The 20,325-nt window shown below is 68.1% G+C and carries 17 protein-coding genes; 1 reads left to right on the top strand and 16 read right to left on the bottom strand.

Annotated features, from left to right (window positions below):
• Window positions 1-400: 400 nt before the first annotated feature.
• The 15 genes from U5S82_22030 to U5S82_21960 all read right to left on the bottom strand — a co-directional run bounded on the left by U5S82_22030 (window position 401) and on the right by U5S82_21960 (window position 18,288).
• Window positions 401-3,454, bottom strand: a complete 3,054-nt coding sequence (locus tag U5S82_22030) for an efflux RND transporter permease subunit (protein MDZ7754240.1) — start codon at window positions 3,452-3,454, stop codon at window positions 401-403.
• Window positions 3,451-4,806, bottom strand: a complete 1,356-nt coding sequence (locus tag U5S82_22025; protein ID MDZ7754239.1) for an efflux RND transporter periplasmic adaptor subunit — start codon at window positions 4,804-4,806, stop codon at window positions 3,451-3,453. Before U5S82_22025 ends, U5S82_22030 begins: the two co-directional genes overlap by 4 nt.
• A 215-nt stretch (window positions 4,807-5,021) precedes the next feature.
• Window positions 5,022-5,384, bottom strand: a complete 363-nt coding sequence (locus tag U5S82_22020) for an S-adenosylmethionine decarboxylase (GenBank protein MDZ7754238.1) — start codon at window positions 5,382-5,384, stop codon at window positions 5,022-5,024.
• Window positions 5,381-6,106, bottom strand: coding sequence for a (5-formylfuran-3-yl)methyl phosphate synthase (locus U5S82_22015; protein ID MDZ7754237.1), 726 nt, complete (start codon window positions 6,104-6,106; stop codon window positions 5,381-5,383). Before U5S82_22015 ends, U5S82_22020 begins: the two co-directional genes overlap by 4 nt.
• The gene (locus tag U5S82_22010) at window positions 6,103-6,672 is read right to left on the bottom strand and encodes a DUF447 family protein (GenBank protein ID MDZ7754236.1); all 570 of its coding nucleotides are present in this window, start codon (window positions 6,670-6,672) and stop codon (window positions 6,103-6,105) included. The genes U5S82_22015 and U5S82_22010 overlap by 4 nt, the downstream gene beginning before the upstream one ends.
• A gap of 10 nt (window positions 6,673-6,682) precedes the next feature.
• Window positions 6,683-8,317, bottom strand: coding sequence for a formylmethanofuran dehydrogenase subunit A (locus tag U5S82_22005; GenBank protein ID MDZ7754235.1), 1,635 nt, complete (start codon window positions 8,315-8,317; stop codon window positions 6,683-6,685).
• Window positions 8,314-9,555 (bottom strand): hypothetical protein, encoded by a 1,242-nt coding sequence (locus U5S82_22000; GenBank protein ID MDZ7754234.1) that lies wholly within the window; start codon window positions 9,553-9,555, stop codon window positions 8,314-8,316. The genes U5S82_22005 and U5S82_22000 overlap by 4 nt, the downstream gene beginning before the upstream one ends.
• Before the next feature lie 497 nt (window positions 9,556-10,052).
• Window positions 10,053-11,468, bottom strand: coding sequence for a DUF6513 domain-containing protein (locus tag U5S82_21995; protein ID MDZ7754233.1), 1,416 nt, complete (start codon window positions 11,466-11,468; stop codon window positions 10,053-10,055).
• Between the two features lie 144 nt (window positions 11,469-11,612).
• Window positions 11,613-12,119 (bottom strand): 6-carboxytetrahydropterin synthase, encoded by a 507-nt coding sequence (locus tag U5S82_21990; protein MDZ7754232.1) that lies wholly within the window; start codon window positions 12,117-12,119, stop codon window positions 11,613-11,615.
• A gap of 171 nt (window positions 12,120-12,290) precedes the next feature.
• Entirely contained in the window at window positions 12,291-14,210 is a 1,920-nt protein-coding gene (locus U5S82_21985) for a sigma-54-dependent Fis family transcriptional regulator (GenBank protein ID MDZ7754231.1), read from the bottom strand.
• A gap of 127 nt (window positions 14,211-14,337) precedes the next feature.
• Window positions 14,338-14,943 (bottom strand): aspartate/glutamate/uridylate kinase, encoded by a 606-nt coding sequence (locus tag U5S82_21980; GenBank protein ID MDZ7754230.1) that lies wholly within the window; start codon window positions 14,941-14,943, stop codon window positions 14,338-14,340.
• On the bottom strand, window positions 14,930-16,315 hold the full coding sequence (gene pabB / locus U5S82_21975) for an aminodeoxychorismate synthase component I (GenBank protein ID MDZ7754229.1): 1,386 nt from the start codon (window positions 16,313-16,315) through the stop codon (window positions 14,930-14,932). The genes U5S82_21980 and pabB overlap by 14 nt, the downstream gene beginning before the upstream one ends.
• Complete coding sequence (locus tag U5S82_21970; protein ID MDZ7754228.1) at window positions 16,303-17,358, bottom strand: hydantoinase/oxoprolinase family protein; 1,056 nt, start codon at window positions 17,356-17,358, stop codon at window positions 16,303-16,305. The genes pabB and U5S82_21970 overlap by 13 nt, the downstream gene beginning before the upstream one ends.
• Window positions 17,348-17,782, bottom strand: coding sequence for an ATP-grasp domain-containing protein (locus tag U5S82_21965; protein ID MDZ7754227.1), 435 nt, complete (start codon window positions 17,780-17,782; stop codon window positions 17,348-17,350). The genes U5S82_21970 and U5S82_21965 overlap by 11 nt, the downstream gene beginning before the upstream one ends.
• Window positions 17,713-18,288, bottom strand: a complete 576-nt coding sequence (locus tag U5S82_21960; protein ID MDZ7754226.1) for a hypothetical protein — start codon at window positions 18,286-18,288, stop codon at window positions 17,713-17,715. The genes U5S82_21965 and U5S82_21960 overlap by 70 nt, the downstream gene beginning before the upstream one ends.
• A 75-nt stretch (window positions 18,289-18,363) precedes the next feature.
• On the opposite strand from U5S82_21960, the gene U5S82_21955 reads away from it, so the two are divergent.
• Window positions 18,364-19,056, top strand: coding sequence for a HisA/HisF-related TIM barrel protein (locus tag U5S82_21955; GenBank protein MDZ7754225.1), 693 nt, complete (start codon window positions 18,364-18,366; stop codon window positions 19,054-19,056).
• Here the strand turns inward: U5S82_21955 and U5S82_21950 are convergent.
• Window positions 19,053-20,279, bottom strand: coding sequence for a 6-carboxytetrahydropterin synthase (locus U5S82_21950; GenBank protein MDZ7754224.1), 1,227 nt, complete (start codon window positions 20,277-20,279; stop codon window positions 19,053-19,055). The two genes, U5S82_21955 and U5S82_21950, sit on opposite strands and share 4 nt — an antisense overlap.
• Between the last annotated feature and the right edge of the window lie 46 nt (window positions 20,280-20,325).

Here is a 20,325-nt window from a genome sequence, read left to right as displayed (position 1 = left end):
CGGAAGACGCGATGGGGAGGCCGATGGTTGACAGTGCGGTGCAAGTTCATCAACTCGTCGGGGTTCGCAAGCTCACCCCAACTATAGGCCCCGCCTGTCGGGCTGAAGCCCGACCTACAAAGACAAGACACCGCATCTTCCTGCGGCACGAATGTAGGTCGGGATTCATCCCGACATCCCGGCCAGATACACCACCACCGCTCGTTCCCGGGGCTCGGATGTAGGTCGGGATTCATCCCGACATCCAAACCCCGCCGCGCATACCACAGGTTGGGCCGGAACCACCCACAGGCTGTCGGGCTGAAGCCCGACCTACAGAGACGCCGTATCAGGGGCGCACCGCCTTGGGTGAGGCGGGCTCAATAATTTATGCGCGATATGGCAAGAAGGCGCTAAAAGCTCACCGTGTCACCAGCGCGTAGAGGGCCGGCATGAAGAACAGTGCGACAACGGCCTCGGTGGCCAGGCCACCGATGGCGCCGATGGCCATCGGCTGGAGCATGTCCGCGCCTTCTCCGAGGTTCAGGGCCAAGGGGGTGAAGCCGACCATGGTGGTGATCGTGGTCATCAACCGGGGCCGCAGGCGAATCTTCGCCGCCTGCAAGACGGCATCGCGGCCGGCCAAACCCTGTTGCGCGCGGAGCTGCTCGGCGAAGGTCATCAGCAGCACGCCGTCGTTGACGGTCAGCGCGATGACCACCAGGATGCCGATCAGGACCGTTGCCCCGAAGGCCAGGCCGGAGAGGTACAGTCCGAACACCAGGCCGGTGAGGCAGAACGGCGCGCTGCCCAGGATCAGGGCCGGGAGCTGGACGCTGTTGAACTGCACCGTCAGCACGATGAAGGAGAAGAACACCGCGAAGGCGACGACGGCCATGACGGCCTGGCCCATGTCATCCATCAGCTCGGCCTGCCCGCTGAAGCCGAACTCGTAGCCCGCCGGGCGCTCGATGCTGCCGAGTGCCGGGCGCAGCGCGGCCATGGCGGCGGCCAGATCGACACCGGCGGTGCTGGCCTCCACCTTGATTTGCTTGACCTGGTTTCGGCGGACGATCTCCACCGGCCCGACCGCTTCACGGACATGGGCCAGGTCACGAACACGAATGGCGTCGCCGCCGCTGCCGGAGATGACGAGGTTCGCGACATCGGCGCGGGAGGTGATACCGGCCTCGGGCACGAGCACGCGCATAGCGTAGTACTCGCCGGCCTCGCGGTAGCGGCTGACCACCGCGCCGGTGATCAGCGAACGCAGCGTACCGGAGACGTCGGCCACGGAGATTCCCAACTCGGCGGCTTTGACGCGGTCCACCCGCACCTGGTATTCGGGCTTGGTGATATCCATTGACACGGAGATGTTACGGAACGGTCCCAGCCCTGCCATCTTCTCGGCGGTGCGCTGGGCCAGATCGTCGAGGACGTCCATATCGTGGCCGCGCACCTCGACGATCACGTCGGCCGCGCGCAGTCCCTTGACGCCCTTGATGGGCATCTGGCGGGCCATGATCCGGCCGCCGGCGGCCGGGACTCGACCGACCACCGGCTGGAGCCGCGCAACGTATTCGGTGGTGCTGATATCCCGGCTCGCCTTGGGGATGAGTTGGATATCGACCTCGCCCTCGTTGGCGACCTCGTAGGTGGTGAGCCCGCGGACCTGACCGCCGGCCAACACGAAGGTACTGTCGATGAGCGGATCGTCGGCGATGCGTTGTTCGATCTGCCGCAGAACGCGGTCGGTTTCCTGAACCGAGGTGCCCGTGGGCATGCGAACCTTGACCATGATGCGCCCGTCATCGACGGGGGGAAAGAACTCTCCCCCGACGCTGCCCGCCATCCAGACGGCCACGCCCAGGATGGCGGCGAACGCCCCGGCCACGGCCCAGGGAGCCCGCAGGGCGTGTTGGAGCAGCCAGCCGTATCCTGCGGTCATCCGGTCAAAGAACCGCTCGAAGCGAGTGGGCGGACGGCGCCGAGCCTGCTTGCCGAACAGGAGCGTTGTCAACATCGGGGTCATGGTGATCGCCGCCACGAGACTGACGATCACGATGCCCGCGATGACGAGGATCAGTTCGCGGAACAGCAGGCTGGTCAGGCCAGACACCAGCAGGAATGGCAGAAACAGGGCCAGGAAGGATACGGTGGCGGCGACGATGGCCGGACCGACCTCGGCCGTGCCGACCACGGCCTGCTCGTCGAGGGCCTCGTCGGGCTGCTCGTGCCGCAGTCGGCTGATGTTCTCGACCACGACGATGGAGTTGTCCAGCACCACGCCGATGGCGACCACCAGGCCGCCGAGGGAGAAGATGTTCAGCGAGAACCCGGCAACCTTCATCAGGCCGAAGTTGATGATCAGCGTCAGCGGCAGGACTGCGGCCATCACGAGTACCTGGCGCATGCTGCCGAGAAACAGGTAGACCACGACCACCAGCAGGATGAACGCCCCGATGGCCGCGTCGCGGACGCCCGCCAGCGCCCGGTCCACATACTCGGCCTGGTTCTCGACGAAGCCGAGTTCGATCCCCTCCGGAAGCGCCCCTCGCAGCTCGTCCAGTTGGGCCTGGACCGCGCGGGCGACCACGACGGTGTTGGCCTCGGCTTCCTTGAGGACCGAGAGCTTCACGGCGGGATGGCCGTTGAATCGCGTGATGACCCGCACGTCCTCGTGGGAATCGACGACCCGGGCGACATCCCTCAGGTAGAGCTTATTGCCGCCGCGCCGCTCGATGACAACCGAGCGGATCTGCTCCAGGTCGTCGAACTCACCCATGGTGCGGGCGATGATCTCGCGCTGGCCGACGGTGACGCGCCCGCCGGTCTGGTCCACGTTCTCCTGGGCCAGCCGGTCCATGACCGTCTGCAGCGGCACCCCGTGCTTCTCCATCAGCAAGGGGTCGAGCAGGATGCGGATCTCTCGCTCCAGTCCTCCCACGATCTCCGTGCCGGCCACGCCACGCACGGCCAGGATGCGGTCCTGCAACCAGTTGTCGGTCCATTCCCGCAGATCGACCGGCCCCCAACGGTCCGAGCGGATGGTCAGTTGCATCACCGGCAATTGTGACGGGTCTGCCTTGAAGACATACGGCGGTTCGATGTCCTCCGGCAGATCCTGCTCGGCGCGGGTCAGCGCGGCCAGCACGTCCTGAAATGCCACATCCACGTCGGCCCCGTATTCGAAGTTCACATCCAGCGCATAGACGCCCTCGCGGCTGGTGGATTCCAGGTCATCGAGGTAGTCCACCGTGGCCATCAGTCGTTCGACCGGGTCGGCGATGTCCTTGTCGATCTCCTCGGCCGTCGCACCGGGCCAGCGGATTTGGACTTTGACCAACGGATAGGTCACCTCGGGCAGGTAATCCACCGGCAGTCGCCATAGGCCATAGAGCCCGAGCACGACCGCCGCCAGCGCGATGGCGCCGGTGGCCAGACGACGATGGACGGCGTATTGCGTGATTTTCATTGGTCATGCCCCGCATCCGGACGCGGACCATCGGTCGCTTGTCGGTTGCCGTCGGGGACTCCACCACCACCGCCCTGGGTTTGCTCGCCGAGCACGCGGACGCCCTGGCCGTGGCGCAGCGCCGCCTGACCGGCCACCACCACGCGCTGGCCCGGTTCCAGTCCGCTGAGGGCCTGGATCGTCTTGTCCTGCTCAATACCGACGTCCACCACCTGCCGGTGCGCCTTGCCCTGGTTGACCACGAAGACATATCGCTCGCCCGTCGGCGCGGTCAGGACGGCTGCGGCGGGCACGAGCAGGGCCTCAGCGGCGCGTCTCAGCTCGAGCTTCAGCCGGGCGAACATGTGGGGAACGATCTCGGCCGGTTCGGTCAGCTTGGCCTCGACGGTGCGCGTGCGCATGGCCGCGTCCAGTTGGGGATAGACGCGCGTGATCTCGGCGTCGAATGACCGGCCACTCAGGGCGTCGAGCGACACGTCGAGCCGAAGGCCCGGCCGGACGGCGGCGGCCTGCGCCTCGGCCACGGCGAAGCGGATGACCAGCGAGTCCCGGTCATACATTTCCAATAGGGGGGCTCGTGGGGTCGCCAGGTCGCCGGGTCGTGCATGGACGGCGGTAATCACGCCAGCGAATGGTGCCCTGACGATACATTCCGACAGGTGCGCCTTTGCCAGGGCCAGGCGAGCGGCGGCCTCTGTCACGGACGCCTCCTGCACGGCGATCTCGGTCGCGGTGGGCCCGGCCTCGAGCATGCGAAGTTCCCCCCGGGCGGCGGCGAACTCGGCCTCGGCGACTTCCATTTGCTCGCGGGCCTGGTCGACGCTCTGCTGAGAGGTGGAGTCGTCGGCGATCAGTCGCTGCTGACGCGCGTGGCTCCTGCGCGCCTCGGCGAGCGTCGCCTCCCACCGCCGGACGTTGGCTTCGGCCTTGTCTATCTCCTCGGGCCGGGTGCCGGCCTTCAGGTCGGCCAGCCGCGCGCGGGCGACCGCCAGGGTCGCCTCTGCCGTCTGGACTTCGGCGCGATGGACCTCGCGGTCGATCTCGACGAGTTTCTCGCCGCCGCTTACGCTGTCGCCTTCCCGCCAGGGACAATATTCGATCGGCCCTTCCTTGGTCGCGGCAATCACCACCGAGTCGGTGGCCACCACTTCGCCACTGAGCTTCAACCGCTGGACGATCTCGCCCCGTCGCACCGGCTGGACTTCCACCTGCAACGGCTTGGGCTGCTTCGCCGAGCCCTGCAGCGATGATTCGGCGTCCTGTTTCGAGAGGCCGTACCAGACCGCCCCCGCAGCGCCCGCCACGGCCACCACCACCAAGAGCGGCAGGATTCGTTTCGCGTTCTTCTTCATGGTCGCCGTCGTCGCGGATGTTGGCCTACAGGCAGTATAAATCACCCGTTCGGCGGCCCGTGTTCTTTTTGCGCCGGCTCAATGGAGTGGCCGAGAAGAGGTGCCATGGAGTACGGCATCCAGTACCAGGGATGATCCCTAACTTGGTGTTCTTGGCGGCTTGGCGAGAGGAAATTCTTCTCTTTACATCCACGAATTCTGCTGACGAGCTTTCTTCAGACCAACCGCATCTCTATGGTGTCGGTGGCGAAGCGTCCAGCCGCGTAATCACGGCAGGCATCGGCATCGAAGGCCTTGCAGGAGAAGACCTCCACCACGAAGAAACGCCGCTCGGACCAGGTGTAGAGGGAGCAGCCCGACTCCGCCCAGGGCAGAAATCCGGCGATGCCGTGGTGGAGTTCGCTCACCTCGTCGGGAGAGAACACCAGTACGTCGCACAAGGGATGCATGCCCAGGGCCGCACCGAGGTCCAGCAGGAAGGCGCGGATGAAAGCGGGGTCGGGGGGAGGTATACGGTACAGCCCCTCGATGATCAGGCGCTGGCGCAGGATCTCCGGGCACAGCAGGGGGGCGCTCATGGACGGATGGGCGCGGGCTCCGCGGGCGGCGTCATGGACGATGGCGCCACCCACCGCGGGATGCGACTGCGCACCCGCTTCACGGCGGCGGCGGAGAGACGGGTGGTGCGCCCCTCTTCGCACAGGGCGCCGCGGAAGCCCAGGTAGTCCACCCCCAGGGGCAACAGCCCCGCAATGGCGCCGGCGCCGATGCCGCCCGCCAGACCACAGCGCAGCTCTGCCTCCCGGGCCGCGGCCACGAAGGCTTCCAGCAGGCCCATGCCGGAGGCTTCCAGCAGCCCCCCGGACGCCTTGTCCGCGGTATCCAGCATCACCCCTTCGAAGCCGGCCCGCGCCAGAGTCGGGATCACCTTGAGCTGGGGACGGCAGTCGGCGAACAGCACCGCCACCAGGGCGTGACGCCGGGCCAAGGGTGCGAGGGCGTTCAACAGGGAATCGATGCCCCGGGTCTTGAACAGCCCCACCTTGACCAGGTCAACGCCGGTGGCCCCCATGTAGCGGATGGCCGGGGCCAGGAGTTCGGGCCGCCCCGGCAGATCCCCGACCGTGGCACTCACCGGCACACGTCCCGCCACCGCGGCGATGATGGCCTCCACCGTGGCGGCCGGCAGGGCCCCCAGGGCGCCGTTGCCGGGGTCCTTGCAGTCGATAATGTCCGCACCGCCCGCCAGGGCCAGCAGGGCCTCCGCGGGATGGGTCACGCTGGCCAGCATGTGGGTCATGCGCACTGCCGCCGGTGCTGCTCCACACGTTCCTCCAACCATTCCCAGGCCGTGCGTTCGCGTTCCCCTGCCGTCTTGTCCAGGGCGTTACGCAGGTATTCCATCTCCCCCTCGACTCGGGAACGGGGCAGCATGTGCAGCCGGCTCACCAGGATGGCCAGTTCCAGCACCGCCGCCTGGGCGCGATTGAAGCCGCGGAAGGGCCCGTGGATGCCGCGGTGGGCCACCCGGCAATACAGGCGCGGGCGCACCTCGTCCTCCTCAACCCGTTCCACCACCAGTTCCTCGTGGGCCAGGGCCCCGGCGAGGCGTATGCCGTCGATGTGCTCCGCCGCCGTCACCGGCCATCCGTGGTGGCCCGTCAGACAGCCCGCGTAGACGCGCACGTCGTCCGTGAGGTTGATGACGGCACGGCCCTCTCGCAGCAGGTTGTCCAGGGTACCCGAGGGCTTGAAGGGCGCGATGAGCACCTCGCCATCCCGATCCCGCACCCCCATGGGGGCGATGTGGGGGCTGCCGTCGGCCCGGCGGGTGGTGAGAATGACTTCGCGGATATACTCGCTCATGGGGTCTCCGTCAGTGAACCACCAGCTCGCTGCCTAGGGTGCGGGGCAGCCACTCCGGCAACAGGGCATAGTTTTCCATGCGCACCAGGTGGTAGCGATGGAAATAATCTCCCAGGGGATCGGCGATGCCGGGATCGAAGGCGGGGGCCACCGCGTGGGTGCGTCCCTTCACCACGTTCACCACCCGGCCCTCCTCCACCACCTTCCGGCCATCCTTGTACACCAGATGGGCGCGCCGGAACATGGCCGCCTTGTCCTCCTGCTCGGAATAAACCGCCACGTCGGCCACCGCTCCCGGTCCGAGGTGACCGCGATCCGGCAGGCCGAGCAGACGGGCGGGCGCCGCGCGCGTCATGACGGCGATGTCGTCGAGGCCGTATTCCCGATCCAGGTGGCGCAGCAGGGAGGCATCGGCGGCGCCGGCGTGGATGCGCGCCAGCCAGGAATTCCGGTAATCGCGATCCATGAGTAGGTGGAACAGCTCCGGATAGCGGGTGAAGGGGGCGCCGTTGGGATGGTCGGTAGTGAAGAACACCCGCCAGGGATCGTCCACCAGGAGGAATATCTCCAGGCCGATGGCCCACTGCAGGGCGTTGACGTAGTTGTTCTCGCGATACTTAAAGGGCACGATGCCGCCGCCGCCGTCCTCGGCCTCCCATACCGCCCACTTCTTAGGGCTGGCAATGCTCCGGGCATCGAACTGACGCAGTACGTCCCCCGAGATGGTGACGGTCTGGCCGAACAGCACCTGCCCCACGTCCACCGTGATGTTGGGATTACGGTTGATGGCGTCGGTGAGGCGCGCCGCGCCGCTGGAGAAGTGGCGCCGCCCCTCGTCGCCGTAGCCGTAGAACTGGATGTGGGCCAGATGCATGGGCATGCCCCCCGCCGCCTCGATGGTGGCCAGGGCGGTCTCCACGTTGCCCGCCACCCCGAGGTTGTTGCAGTGCACGTGCACCGGGTGGCCGATGCCCAGTTCCACCACCGCCCGTTGCAATTTCTGCAGGATCTCGCGGGAGGTGACGCCGTACATGGGCACCACGTCGTCCAGGCCGAAGCTGCGGGCATTGTGCTTGAAGGCGGTGGCGCCGCCGGCGTTGATCACCTTGAGGCCCAGGCAGCGGGTGGCGCGCAGGGTCCAGGCCACGTAGTCGTTGACGGTCTGCTGCTCGGCGCCGTCCCGCAACAGGCGCAGCAGGAAATCGTCGTTGCCGAGGATGGCGAGGCCGGCGGTATCGATGATGGGAATGGCGGCCAGCTCGGCGTGGGCCTGCACCGCGTTGAGGGGCAGCACCGCCGGCTCCACCACCGTGGTGAAGCCCATCTCGGCGTAACGATAACCGGTGTCGAAGGCCGACCACTTGGCCCCCGAGAACGGGTAGTGGGGATAGCGGGCCTGTTCCGCCAGGTGCTGCTCGGGCATCAGGACCCGCGCGGTGTTCACGTTGCCGCCGGCGATGTGGCTGTGGATGTCGATGGCGCCGGCCATCACCACCTTGCCGGACACGTCCACCGTCTGGGCCTCGCCCGGCTCCGCGGGAGGGGCGATGATGTGGCCGTCGCGCATCCACAGATCACGCACCTCGCCTTTCACGCCATGGGCCGGGTCGTAGACCCGCCCGCCGGTCAGCCGTACCGTCGTCATGATTGCACCTCCGTCCCCAGCCCGGCCGCCAGGCGTTCGAAGACCTCTGCCCCGGCCGGCAGCTCGCTGGCCGTGAGGGCCTTGAGGGGCAGCAGGGCCGGACCGTCGCCGCGATGGACGACGCCGTGACGATGGACGCCGGGCACGGCCAGGGGCACGAACAGCTCCGGGGTCGCGTCGAAACGGCTGGCCGGATGACCGAATACCAGGGTGGGGACGGCAGTCGCGGGCGGCGGCGCGGCATCGAGGGAGCTCACCCACACCAGCAGGTCGGCCTCCCCCGAGGCCAGCAGGCGCCCCGTGGACCACAGGGCCGGATCGTACTCGGGGACGCCGCTGTGGAAACTGGTGCCCATGCCGAAGCCACTGTGCCAGGCGGCCGCCTGATGGGCAGAGACATCGCCGTCGCCGCCCCCCAGGGGCAGCAGGGCCGCCCGGCCGCTGTCGTTGAGGGTGCGCACCAGGCCGCCCAGGGCCCGGATCACCAGGTCCCCGTGGTCGCCCAGGGCGGCGGGGGCATAGACGATGACCGGGAAGCGGGCGTTCCCGAGTCGCTGCACCAGGGCCTCGATGCCGGCATCAGGTTCGCCATCAAGGTGACGGCCCGCCAGGCGTGCCCGCAGCACCTGGATGAAGTCATGGAGGCCTCCCGCAGGCACGGGCAGGTGCTCGAAGGCGCCGCCCGAGGTTCCCGCAGGCGGCGCCTCGCCAATCACCAGGGCCTCTGGCATGTCATCCATGTGGAGGCGTTCCCGCGGCTCCAGCAGGCGCTCAGTGATGCGGGGGAAACGCCGGGGCACATCCCCCACCAGCAACCACAGATCCGCCCGGTTGCGGGCATCCCCGAGACTGGTGGTCATGAGACCGCCGGCCTGCAGTGCCGCCGCCGCGGCGGTCAGACCGGCGCCGTTGCGGTGGTCCACCACCCCACCCGCGGCCTCGGCGAGACGCAGGGCGGCCTGGATATCCAGAAGGTCGCCGGCCAGCCCAGCGAACAGGGGCAGGCGGGCCTCCGCCAGCAGGCGGCCCGCGTGCTCCACGGCCTCATCCAGGGTGCAGCGCCGCCCGGCGATGGCCGGGGTCGCCGCCGGAGCCCCGAGGGCGAGGCTGAACCCTTCCTCCGCCTTGGGACATCCCGCGGCCTCCAAACGGGGTGAGTCACTGCCCCCGGTGAGTGACAGATCGTCACAGCCCAGCCCGCAGAATGGACAGGGGACCGCAGCGTCATTGGTTGCCATAGCCTGTTGTGTCATGAGATGGGGGTTTCACCGCAGGGTTGTTGGGTCATGTCCCAGTGCACAGCAATTCGCGGACCAACTGCCCACCAGGCCCTGACTCTCAGGCCGGGATCACCCGCAGGCTGTCGGGCTGAAGCCCGACCTACAGCCCGACCCACGAATACAAGACCCCGCCTGTTCCGGCGGCACGAATGTAGGTCGGGATTCATCCCGACATTAGAGCCCGCCGCGCATGCCACGGGCCGGGTCGGTACCACCCGCAGGCTGTCGGGCTGAAGCCCGACCTACAGCCCGACCAACAACCCGACCTACAGCCCGACCCACGAAGACAAGACACCGCCTGTTCCGGCGGCACGAATGTAGGTCGGGATTCATCCCGACACCCAGACCCCGCCGCGCACACCTCGGGCCGGGTCGGTACCACCACCAGGCTGTCGGGCTGAAGCCCGACCTACAGCTTTCTCTTTCGTGTCTTTCGCGTATTTCGTGGTTGCATTTCATCTGTTTTTTTTGTGGTTTGCGCTGCGGCGGGGACGAAGGGTGGTGCCGGGGGTCGCGTAGTCCGAATCGTCCTCGTCCGCCGCAGGCGCCACCGCGCAGCCCCAGGTCAGGGGCTGGTCCTGGGTGTAGCGCTTGCCCAGTTGGTGGGCGATCTGGGCGCGCCCCAGTTCCACCCCCAGATAGAAAGCGTGTCCACCATCCCCGGCCACATCCAATGCCGGGTAGAGGTCGAAGGGGTCGGCGGCGCTGTGGAAGCCGTCACGATTGTAGATATGAATGCCCTCGGCGCTCACCTGGATACGGTAGCTGGGATCGCGCACGGCCCCCGCCATCTCGTGGACCTCCGCCGCCGTATAGGGAAAGGGCCGGCGTTCGTGCAGCGGCGACAGGCCGCCGTGGATGAGCTTGGGCAAAGACCCATCTTCCCGGGCCCTGAACATCAGGCGCCGCGCCAGGTCCACCTCCCTCACCACGCTGCGACAGTGGGGGCTCACCTGGGTGGTGAGGACATGGCCGATCCCCAGTTCCGACACCACCCCCATGAGCAAGCCGTTGATGCCGGTGGTATCGGCCTCCGTGAGTTCCGACAGGTTGCCGATCCCCATCATGATCTCCGCCTCCGGCAGCAGGCGACGCAGGGTGTGGTAGCGTACCAGGGCGTCGGTGAAGCCGAAGTGGATGGGATCGAGGACCGGGTCGAGGATACAGGCCCGCCCGCGCGCCTCCAGGAGCGCGGCGGCCTCTACCAGGGCATCGAGGTCGCCGTGGTCGGCGGGGATGACGACAGGGGTCGCCGCCACCTCATCCGCGATCCACAGGGTTTCCCGGGTCAGGCTGAGGAGGAAATCGGCCCCCGCCCGGCCCCCTTCCAGCAGGTCCTGCGGGCGCAGGGAATCCACGCTGACCCGATGGCCGGCCGCCTTGAGGGCCCGCACCGCCTCGCCCAGGTGGGGGAAGGGCACGTCGGGCAGGCAACCGAGGTCGATGACATCCGCGCCGTCGTCCCGGTAGGCCGTGGCGCGTTCGAGGATGGCCTCCAGGGACAGGTGGGGGGCATCCACCAACTCCGCGAACAGGGTCACGGCGTGGCGGGAAAGGTCCGGGGGGCCGCCGTGGCGGCCGAAGAACTCGGGCAGGTCCCGTAACTCTTCCGGCCCCCGCTCGAAGGGGATCCCGAAGTGTGCCTCGAGGGGGCCGAGTTCGCCCCGGCAGCGCCCGGGAAGCATCACCCGCTGGGCGCCGCCCGTGTCCTTGAGGCGGCGCGCCACCATGTCGGCGGTCATGAGGCCGGCCACCTTGAGACCCAGGGAGCGCACCTCCCAGGTGGCGTCCGGCAGGTCCAGCCCCTCGAGGACGCGTCTCAGGCTCTGCTCGGCGAGGCTGCCGGTTAGAAACAGGATATGTTCGGCCATGTCGTCAACGGGCCCGGGGCGCCGCTCGGATCCTCCACGGGGTCGACCCCAGAGTGTATGCGAAAACGCCGGCCGGCCGAGTCATCACACCACAGCGCGAGGGCGGGGTCCCGGCTGACATGCCTTTGCCTTTGGGGCACCGCCTCAGTCGTTGCCCCTCAGCTCGCGGATACACACCCCCCATTGGTCGTCGGCCTCCTCCACCGCCACCTCGAGGGTGTGCAGGTTGGCCAGGGCACCGGCGGCGGCCAGTTCCTGCAGCAGGCGATTGGCCACGTGGGCCGCCAGCATCTCGGCCGTGGTATTGGGCAGGGGCAGGATGATGCAGCTGGCCGCCGGCAGGGCGAAGCGCTTGTCATAGCTCGTGACGTGCACCATGCACTCCTCCTCCCGGAGGTGGACCTCGCTGCTGGCGCCGGGCAACAGCACACCGTCATGGAGTTCCCGGCAGATGGCCACCGCCATGCGGGTGAGACGTACGAAATCGATGACGTAGGCATCGGGCGCGTTGTCGCCCCGGGCCTCCAGCAGGACGTGGAAATTGTGGCCGTGGAGGTTCTCGCAGGTGCCGTCGAAGGTGATGAAATGGGCGGCATTGAAATGCAGCTCGCCCGGGCTCACCCGGACGGCGAAACGTTCATGGGTGATCATGGGGGTGATCCTGGGGGTGATCCTGGGGGTGATCCTGGGGTGATCCTGGGATGGTTCCTGACGGGGGCGTTCACGTGGGGTACGAAGCAAAAGCCGCGCCAGGAAGACGGAATCGGCGTTTCGCCATACCAGGCTGATTTTGGCCGGGGATGGCCAACAATCAGCATGTCCCTAACGCGGCGGGCGTATCCCGAAGCGTTTCATCTTGCGGTACAGGGTGTTGCGGCTGATATCCAGTTTTGACGCAACCCGTGTCACGTTCCAGTGGGCCGCCTCCATCTCTCTGATGATGGCGTCGCGCTCGGCGATATCCAAAGGACTGCTGGGCCGAGTGGCCTCACCCGGCTCGGCCCCTTCTGCGCTGAACATCTCATCGGGCAGGTCGCCCAGACCGATGACACCATTCTCCGACAGGCCCACCAGGGTACGCAGCACGTTGCGCAGTTGACGGATGTTGCCCGGCCATTCGAAGCGGTCCAGGAGCGCCAGGGCGTCATCATCCACCCGCACCCGCCCCGGGCCACCGGCTTCCTCTTCCAGCAGATGATGTATGAGGGGCAGGCGGTCCTCCCGTTCGCGTAACGGCGGCATCACCAGGCTGATGCCATGAAGTCGGTAGAAGAGGTCCTCCCTGAAGCTGCCCTCGGCAACCCGAGTCTGGAGGTCCTGATGGGTGGCGCTGATGAGCCGGATGTCCACGCTCACCGGGGTCTCGCCCCCCAGGGGGATTACCTCCCGTTCCTCCAGCACCCGCAACAGCCGCGCCTGTAACTGCAGGGGCATGTCGCCGATCTCGTCCAGGAACAGGGTGCCGCCATGGGCCTGCGCGATCTTGCCGCGGCTGCCCTCACGGCTGGCACCCGTGAAGGCGCCGGGCTGGTAGCCGAAGAGTTCGCTTTCGATAAGCGTCTCGGGTATGGAGGCACAGTTCACCGCCACGTAGGGCTTGTGGCGGCGGCTGCTGGCTTGGTGGGCGGCCTTGGCGAACACGTCCTTGCCGGTACCCGTCTCTCCCAGGATGAGCAGCGGGATGTCCCGTTCCAGGAGCTTGGTGGCGCGGTGGATATTGCGGCGCATGCGCGCATCGCCGAATTCGAGCTGCTCCAGGGGCGATCCCTGAGTCGTGCGGGCGACGATAGACGGCGTGTGAACGGTGCGCCCGGCCTCGTCCATGGGGGTCTGGAAGGTGCCGTAGAATCGCCGGCGATGGCGGGTCTCGTGCAGGGTCTGGGGATGTCCACCGGTGGTGCGGGCCTGGTTCAGGGCCTCGTCGAGGCGGACATTGAAGAGATCCTCGAGGGTGCGGCCCCGTACCGCCTCAAGATCATCGAAGCCCAGTTGGAACAGGGCGCTGCGATTGGCGGCCTTGATCTCCCCGGAGGGTGAGAAGGCGATGACCCCCTCCCCCAGGGTGCTGACGAATTCCGGGCGACTGTGGAAACGCAGCAGGAACTGGTCCCGCATCTCGCACACGAACAGCCGGTTCTCGATGAGTTGGGCCGACATGTTCACCAGCACCATGGTGTGCTGCTGGGCCATCCGGGATTCGCTGGAGGCATCCAACACGCCCGCCACGCGGCCGGAGGGATCGAATATGGGGGCCGCGGAACAGGTCAGTCCGATGTTCTTGGTGAGGAAATGCTCATTGCGGTGGATCACCAGGGGCCGCTTCTCCACCAGGCAGGTACCCATGCCGTTGGTACCCTGGGTCTCCTCCGACCATACCGCCCCGGGATTGAGTCCGGTGCTGGCGGCGGCGGTGGTGAACAACGGATCCCCTACGTAATTGAGCACCACGCCATCGTCGTCCGTGAGGAGGATGGAGCAGCCGGAGCCGGCGATCTGCTGGAACAGATTGGTCATCTCCAGCTTGGCGATCTTGGTCAGGTTGCAGTACTTCTCCCGGCGCAGTTCCAGATCCGCCCGCTCCACGAAGGTGGGCTCGCGCCGGGCCTCCGGATCCAGCTCGAAGGCGTCCACGCAACGCCGCCAGGACTCCAGCACGCAGGGTTCGATACGACAGGACGTGGCACCGCCATTCACCGCAGTCAGTACCAGTTCCTCATGATTCCGTTGATTCGGCTCTTCCATCCACTCCTCCGGCCCCGTCCCACGGTGATCATGCCCGCGGATAGGCCCCAGTTAGCGACGCCACTAAACAGTTGTAAATACGTAGAACTACCCAACGCTGCCTCGACGCCGCCGCCGGGGCGGGCCGTCAGGGGGTATGGGGAAAGCATAGCCGCAGGCCGTCTTCCGGGCCACCGCGGGCCAGGCCGGCCATGGCCCGCCCCTGGCTGCGATGGACCAGCCACACCGGACAGCCGCAATCGGCAGCCAGGCTCGGAAAGGCGGCATCCACCACCCCCGCCGCCGCCAGCCGCGATGCCTCGGCCGTGCGCCCCTTGAGGCGTGCCGACTTGACCACCACCAGGCCCCGGGCCCCGGTACGGCGGGCCGCCAGAGCCGCCAGGCTGTCGGAGGTGACGGTCCAGTCGGCGGTCACGGAGGTATCCCGCGAGAGGTCGGCGAATGGCATCCATACGCGATGGGGCGCCTCCGTCCCATGGAGACTGCGGGTCGGCTGGAGGCGCGGTTCCAGGCGGCACAGCAGGGCCGCCATGCGGTCCATGGCCTTGAGGGCCAGACGATGGGCGGTGAGGTCGGAGAAGCCCTGGCGACCCTGGGCCGCCCGTACCCGATCTGCGAAGAAGCCCCCTCCCGGCACCACCAGCAGGGGCCCCGGGAGGTCCGCCAGTACGTGGCACCAGGGAGCCAGCCAGCCGCCCCGCCACAGGCTGCCGCCCAGCTTAACCACCCACATGGGCCATCTCGTCGGGTTCCAGCAGCCGCAGCAGGGCGGCCGCCTTGTCCAGGGTTTCCTGGTACTCCGCGGCCATGGTGGAATCATGGACGATGCCGCCACCCGCCCACAGGCGGATGGTATCGCGGTTGTAGACCAGGGTGCGGATGGCGATATTGGTATCCATGGCGCCGTCGAAACCGATGTAACCCACGGATCCGCAATAGACGCCGCGGCGCTGGGGCTCCAGTTCCTCGATGATCTCCATGGCCCTGATCTTGGGGGCACCGGTGATGGAGCCCCCCGGGAAGCAGGCCCGCAGCAGGGTGGTGGCATCATGACCGGCGGCCAGCTCTCCCGTCACGGTGCTCACCAGATGATGCACGGTGGCGTAGCTCTCCACCTCGAACAGGCCGGGCACGCGGACCGAGCCGGGCCGGCACACCCGCCCCAGATCGTTGCGCAGCAGATCCACGATCATCAGGTTCTCGGCCCGGTCCTTGGGGCTGATGGCCAGTTCCCGGGCCAGGGCCGCATCCGCCTCCGGGCCACCGCCCCGCGGCCGCGTACCCTTGATGGGGCGGCTCTCCACGCGGCCCTCCCGAAGACTCAGGAACCGTTCGGGAGATGAACTCAAGACCTCCCCATAGGGCGTGCCCATGTAGGCGGCGAAAGGTGCCGGATTGAGGGCCCGCAGGCGGCGGTAGGCGGGCCAGGCGTGGCCCCGCGCCGGAGCGGCGAAACGCTGGGCCAGGTTCACCTGGTAGCAGTCTCCGGCCCGGATATAGTCCTGGATGCGCGCGAAGGCGGTCCCGTACTGATGGCGGCTCATGTTGCTCGCCAGGGGGCCGGTCAATCGCAGGTCCGGGCGCCGAGCGGCGACGGGCGGGACGCGGAACATGGCACTGAGGTCGCTCCAGGATGCGGCGGTGCGCGGATCCCGGCCCTGCCCCACCAGCCAGCTGCGCCGCTCCTGGTGGTCCACTACCAGGGCCCAGTCGTATAGGCCCACGGCCATGTCGGGGATATGCTCTCCGTCGACGGCCCGGCTGGGCAGGGTCTCGATGCGCCGGCCGAGATCATAGGCGAACCAGCCCAGGGCACCGCCGGAGAAAGGCAACCCACCCACGGAGTCCCCGGAGGGAGCCAGATGTTGGGCCAGCAACTCGAAGGGATCCGCCGGCGACAGGGTCACCCCGTCGGCGTCCCGGATCTCGGTGACGCCGCCCCGGGTCACCAGGGTGGCGTAGGGATCGGCCGCCAGCACATCGTAGCGGCCGCTGGTGATGCGGGGCCGCCCGCTGTCCAGAAACACCGGCCAGGCGCGGTCCACGAGGGCCTCGAACAGCGGCGCGCTGTCCTCCCGGTAGGGGATTTCGGTCAGGCGGGACACGCTACCGGCTCCCGCGCCATCAGCATGGCGACGGCCACCGCCGACGCACAGTCGGCGGCCTCGGCGCCGGCGCCCGTGTGCTCCATGAGTTCCGCGATGTCGACGAAGGGGCGGTCGAGGAGCGCCGCCAGGTCGCGCACCAGGAAACGGCCCACGCCCGCCCCCACCAGGGGCGCATGGGCCGGCAGGCCGGCGGACAGGTGGCGCGCGCAGGCCCGTTGCAGGCGGTCGAGCTGGCGGCCGGCGAAATAGGCGGCCAGTCCGTGCCATGCCTGGGGCGGGGCCTCTCCGACATCCATGCCCACCATGCGGGCGATGCGCGCCATGGTCTCGTCCCTCGTCCGGCCGCGGCCGTCGGCGGTATCATCCACGTCGGCAAGGGCGGGCAGCCGGCCCAGCAGGCGGTAGACGTCCGCCGTGTGGGCGAACTGCTCAGCCACCACGCCTACCCACTCCCCTTTGAACGGCACCGCCTCTCCCAGGGCCATGAGGGGGGTACGGGACACGCCGGTGTACAGCAACTCTTCCAAGGCCAGGCGCTCGCCGTCGCTGTAACCGCGCGCCGTCACGCGTCCCGCCGCAAAGGGCACCACATCCGCCGTGGTGCTGCCCACGTCCACCAGCAGCCCCGCCTCCAGGCATTCCGCGGCCAGGGCGGCGGTGGCATGCCAGTTGGCGGACGCGACCCAGGGGTGGAGGGAGACCGCGGCCTCGGCGGCGACGAATCCCCGCGGTCCGGCATAGAAACGGAGGGGTGGGGAGGACAGGGCACCTCCCATGAGGGCGGCGAGGGCCGCCACCCCTTCGCGACGGCTGCCGAACAGGTCCACCAGTTCTCCGGTCATGGTGATGCCGTGGCGGCCGCCGGCCGGCGGCAGCCGCTCCACGGCACGGCCCATGGCGGCCCGCAGGCAGTCCAGCCCGCGCCATAGCGGGGTAGTGAACTGGGCCACGTCCCGTACCCGTCCGGCATCATCCACCCACGCCATCTTGAGATGGGCACCGCCCACGTCCCAACCGACGCTGTACGACTCAGGCCACATGATTCATCTCCAGATCCACTTCCACCCGGCGTCCGGGGAAACTCGCGCCCACCGGCGGCGCGCCGTGCCCCGCCAGGGTCAACACCATATGGGCCACGTTGGCCTCCAGGGAGCGGCTGAGGCCCACGTAGGACGTAGTGAGGCGGGGATTGACCTCGAGGATCATCGGGCCCTCGTCCGTGATCATCAAGTCCACCCCCACATAGCCCCACAGTCCGGGCATGGCCGCCACCACACCCCGGGCAATCTCCTCGTAACGCCCGCGGTCACCCTCCAACGCGTTCACCTCACAGCCCAGCAACACGAAACCATCATCCGCCACGGCCACCCGCTGGCGGTTGCAGCCGAGCAGGGTCACCTTGTCGTCTGCCACCAGCAGGGACAGGCTGGCGGCCTCCCCGGGGTGAAGGGTTGTACCGCCCACGCGCCGGCGCCCTGCTCCTTGTCCGCGATGGCGGCTGCCAGGGCGGCCCTATCGCAGAACAGGCGGGCCTCCTGACAGCCCACGCCCCGTTCCGGCTTGAGCACCCAGCCACCGCCGTCCAGCAAGGGTAACGCATCCGCCCGCCAGGTCTCGATCGCAGGCAGCCCGGCGGCCTTCAGGCAGGCCGCCGTATCCACCTTGCTGGCGGCCACCCGCACCGCCTCGGGGCGGCTGTTGAGGAGCCCGCGACCGGCATCCAGCACGGCCCCGGACAGGTATTCCAGGATCCCATCGGTCTCCGGCGCGATGGGCCACACCCATTCCACCTCCTGGACACAACGGGCCCAGCAACGCGCCAGGTCGCCGGCACTCCACACCATGTGGGTGATGACCGGCAGGCCCGGATCGCCGAGCCGCGCGTCTCGGGTGATCACCACCTCCACCCCCGGCACCTGCACCAGATCGCGGACCAGGGCGCGCAGCATCATATCGCCCTCTTCCGCCAATCCGGCTATCATCGGCTGCCCGGCCAAACCTCCCCCAGAAATGTATTCGAAAGCGAAGATCCGCATAGCCTTGCCTTGCACCTGATACCGGTCATCGATCTGCTGCATGGACGCGCGGTGCATGCCCGCCGGGGGGACCGCGCCAACTATCACCCCCTCAGCAGTCGCCTGTGCCCCACAGGTGATCCAGTCGGGCTCGCACATCGCTACGTGGACACCTTTGCCGTGCGCATCCTCTATGTGGCGGATCTCGATGCCATCATGGGCCAGGGCCACAATCAGGCCGTCATCGCCGCCATCGCGGCGGGCCTCGACGGGGTGACCCTGTGGGTCGATGCGGGCATCGCAGACGCCGATGACCTATGCCGCTTCACCGACCGGAGCGCCGGCCGTCCCGTACTGGGTTCGGAGAGCCTCACGGACCCCGCCCTGCTCCACCGGCCCGAGGCCCGTGGCGCCGTCCTGTCCCTGGACTTCCATGGTGCCCAACTGCGGGGTCCCCGGGAGATGGCGCGGGCGCCTGCCTCCTGGCCCCCGGACGTGATTCTCATGTCCCTGTCGCGCGTGGGCAGCCAGCGCGGTCCCGACGTGGAACGCCTGCGAACCTTCCGCCGGCGTGCCCCCCATGTCCGCTTCCACAGCGCCGGAGGCGTACGCGACCCCGGGGACTTGGCCGCTCTGAAGGCTGCCGGCGCCGCCGGCGTGCTGGTGGCCAGTGCCCTCCATGCCGGCACCATCAGCCCGCGTGACCACCGCCCACCCGCTTAGCCGGTGGCCACCGCCCGCAGGGGACGCTCCGGCACTGCGCTGCCAGCCACCCGGCTGCGCGGGCGCTCGAGGCGTCGAAAATGATCGAGCAGGGGACTGGTGCCGCGGGCCTGGTACTCCGCGAGGCCAGGACCACGGTAATCGCACCATGACTGGCTGGTCTCGTATAGCCGCAGGGCCGAAAGACCCGGCAGATAGTCCACCAGACACTCCCACACGTGGACGCAGATCATCTCGGTGCTGGACCGCCACGCCAACTCCGGCGCGGCATAGTTGAGGGTGTGGTGATCGAAACGCTCCACCACCAGGCGGTTCACTACCCGCTTTAGATAGCCGTAGTCCACCACGCAGCCGGTCACCGGGTCGACACGACCCGACACCTGGACGTGGAGCAGGTAGCGACCGCCATGGAGGTTGGAGCACTTGGCGGGATGATCGGTGATGAAATGGGCAGCATCGAACACCAGTTCCTTGGATACCGTGGCCTCCGGCATGGAGGCAGCGAAACGCTCCCATGCCCCCGGCATGGTGCCCAGGGAGGCGTCCAGGAGATGCAGCAGGGCCTGGGCGTCGGCGAGGGTGTCGGTGCGCAACAGCCCCCCCTCGGGGGTGTCGGCGGCATCCAGTTCCACGCAGTTGATGCCGTACTCCCGCCGCAGACGGGACGCCGTTTCACGACCGTCGAGCGCCCGGGCGAAGGGCATGAAGATGTAGCCGGCCTGGTATTCCGCCACGTGGGCGACGAACACGGCCAGGGCCTGGAGAAAATCCGGAGGCGGCTCCACTGCCACGGGCGTCCCCAGAGCCCGCCCCAGGTTCGCCGCCCGCGCGCGCAGGCAGTTGCTGGCCACCACGCGGTGAGTGGCGTCGGCGTAGCGGTATTCCTGGCGGAACCGAAACCCGTAATCCTGCAACCGCTGTTCGAGCCAAAAAAGCAAATCGAGACGTCTGATCTCTCCCGGCACCTCTACCAGGGTGCCCCGTTCCCGCACCAGCCCCGCCCATCGCAGGCCCAGTAAAACCGCCCGCGCCTGCTCTCCCGGCAACCCCGTCGCCTGGGGATAAATCGTATCGTCCACGGCGTTGATCTGCCCGGGCGCCAGCAGCGTCTCCAGGGGCAGATGGTGCCGGATGGCGTACTCGTGAACCGTCAGCCCACTGCACGCCCGCAGATGCTCGTTGGTCAGCATCTCCACCTGTTGTGTGCATTCTTCGCATCGCATGTCTGTGTCTCCCCCTCGGCTCGGGGAGTATTGGGGCTTCCACCCG

Source organism: Gammaproteobacteria bacterium, from assembly GCA_034522055.1.
In the GTDB taxonomy this organism is placed as follows: Bacteria; Pseudomonadota; Gammaproteobacteria; order JAABTG01; family JAABTG01; genus JAABTG01.
Note: the sequence above shows the minus strand (reverse complement) of the source record. Positions and strands in the feature narration are given on the sequence as shown.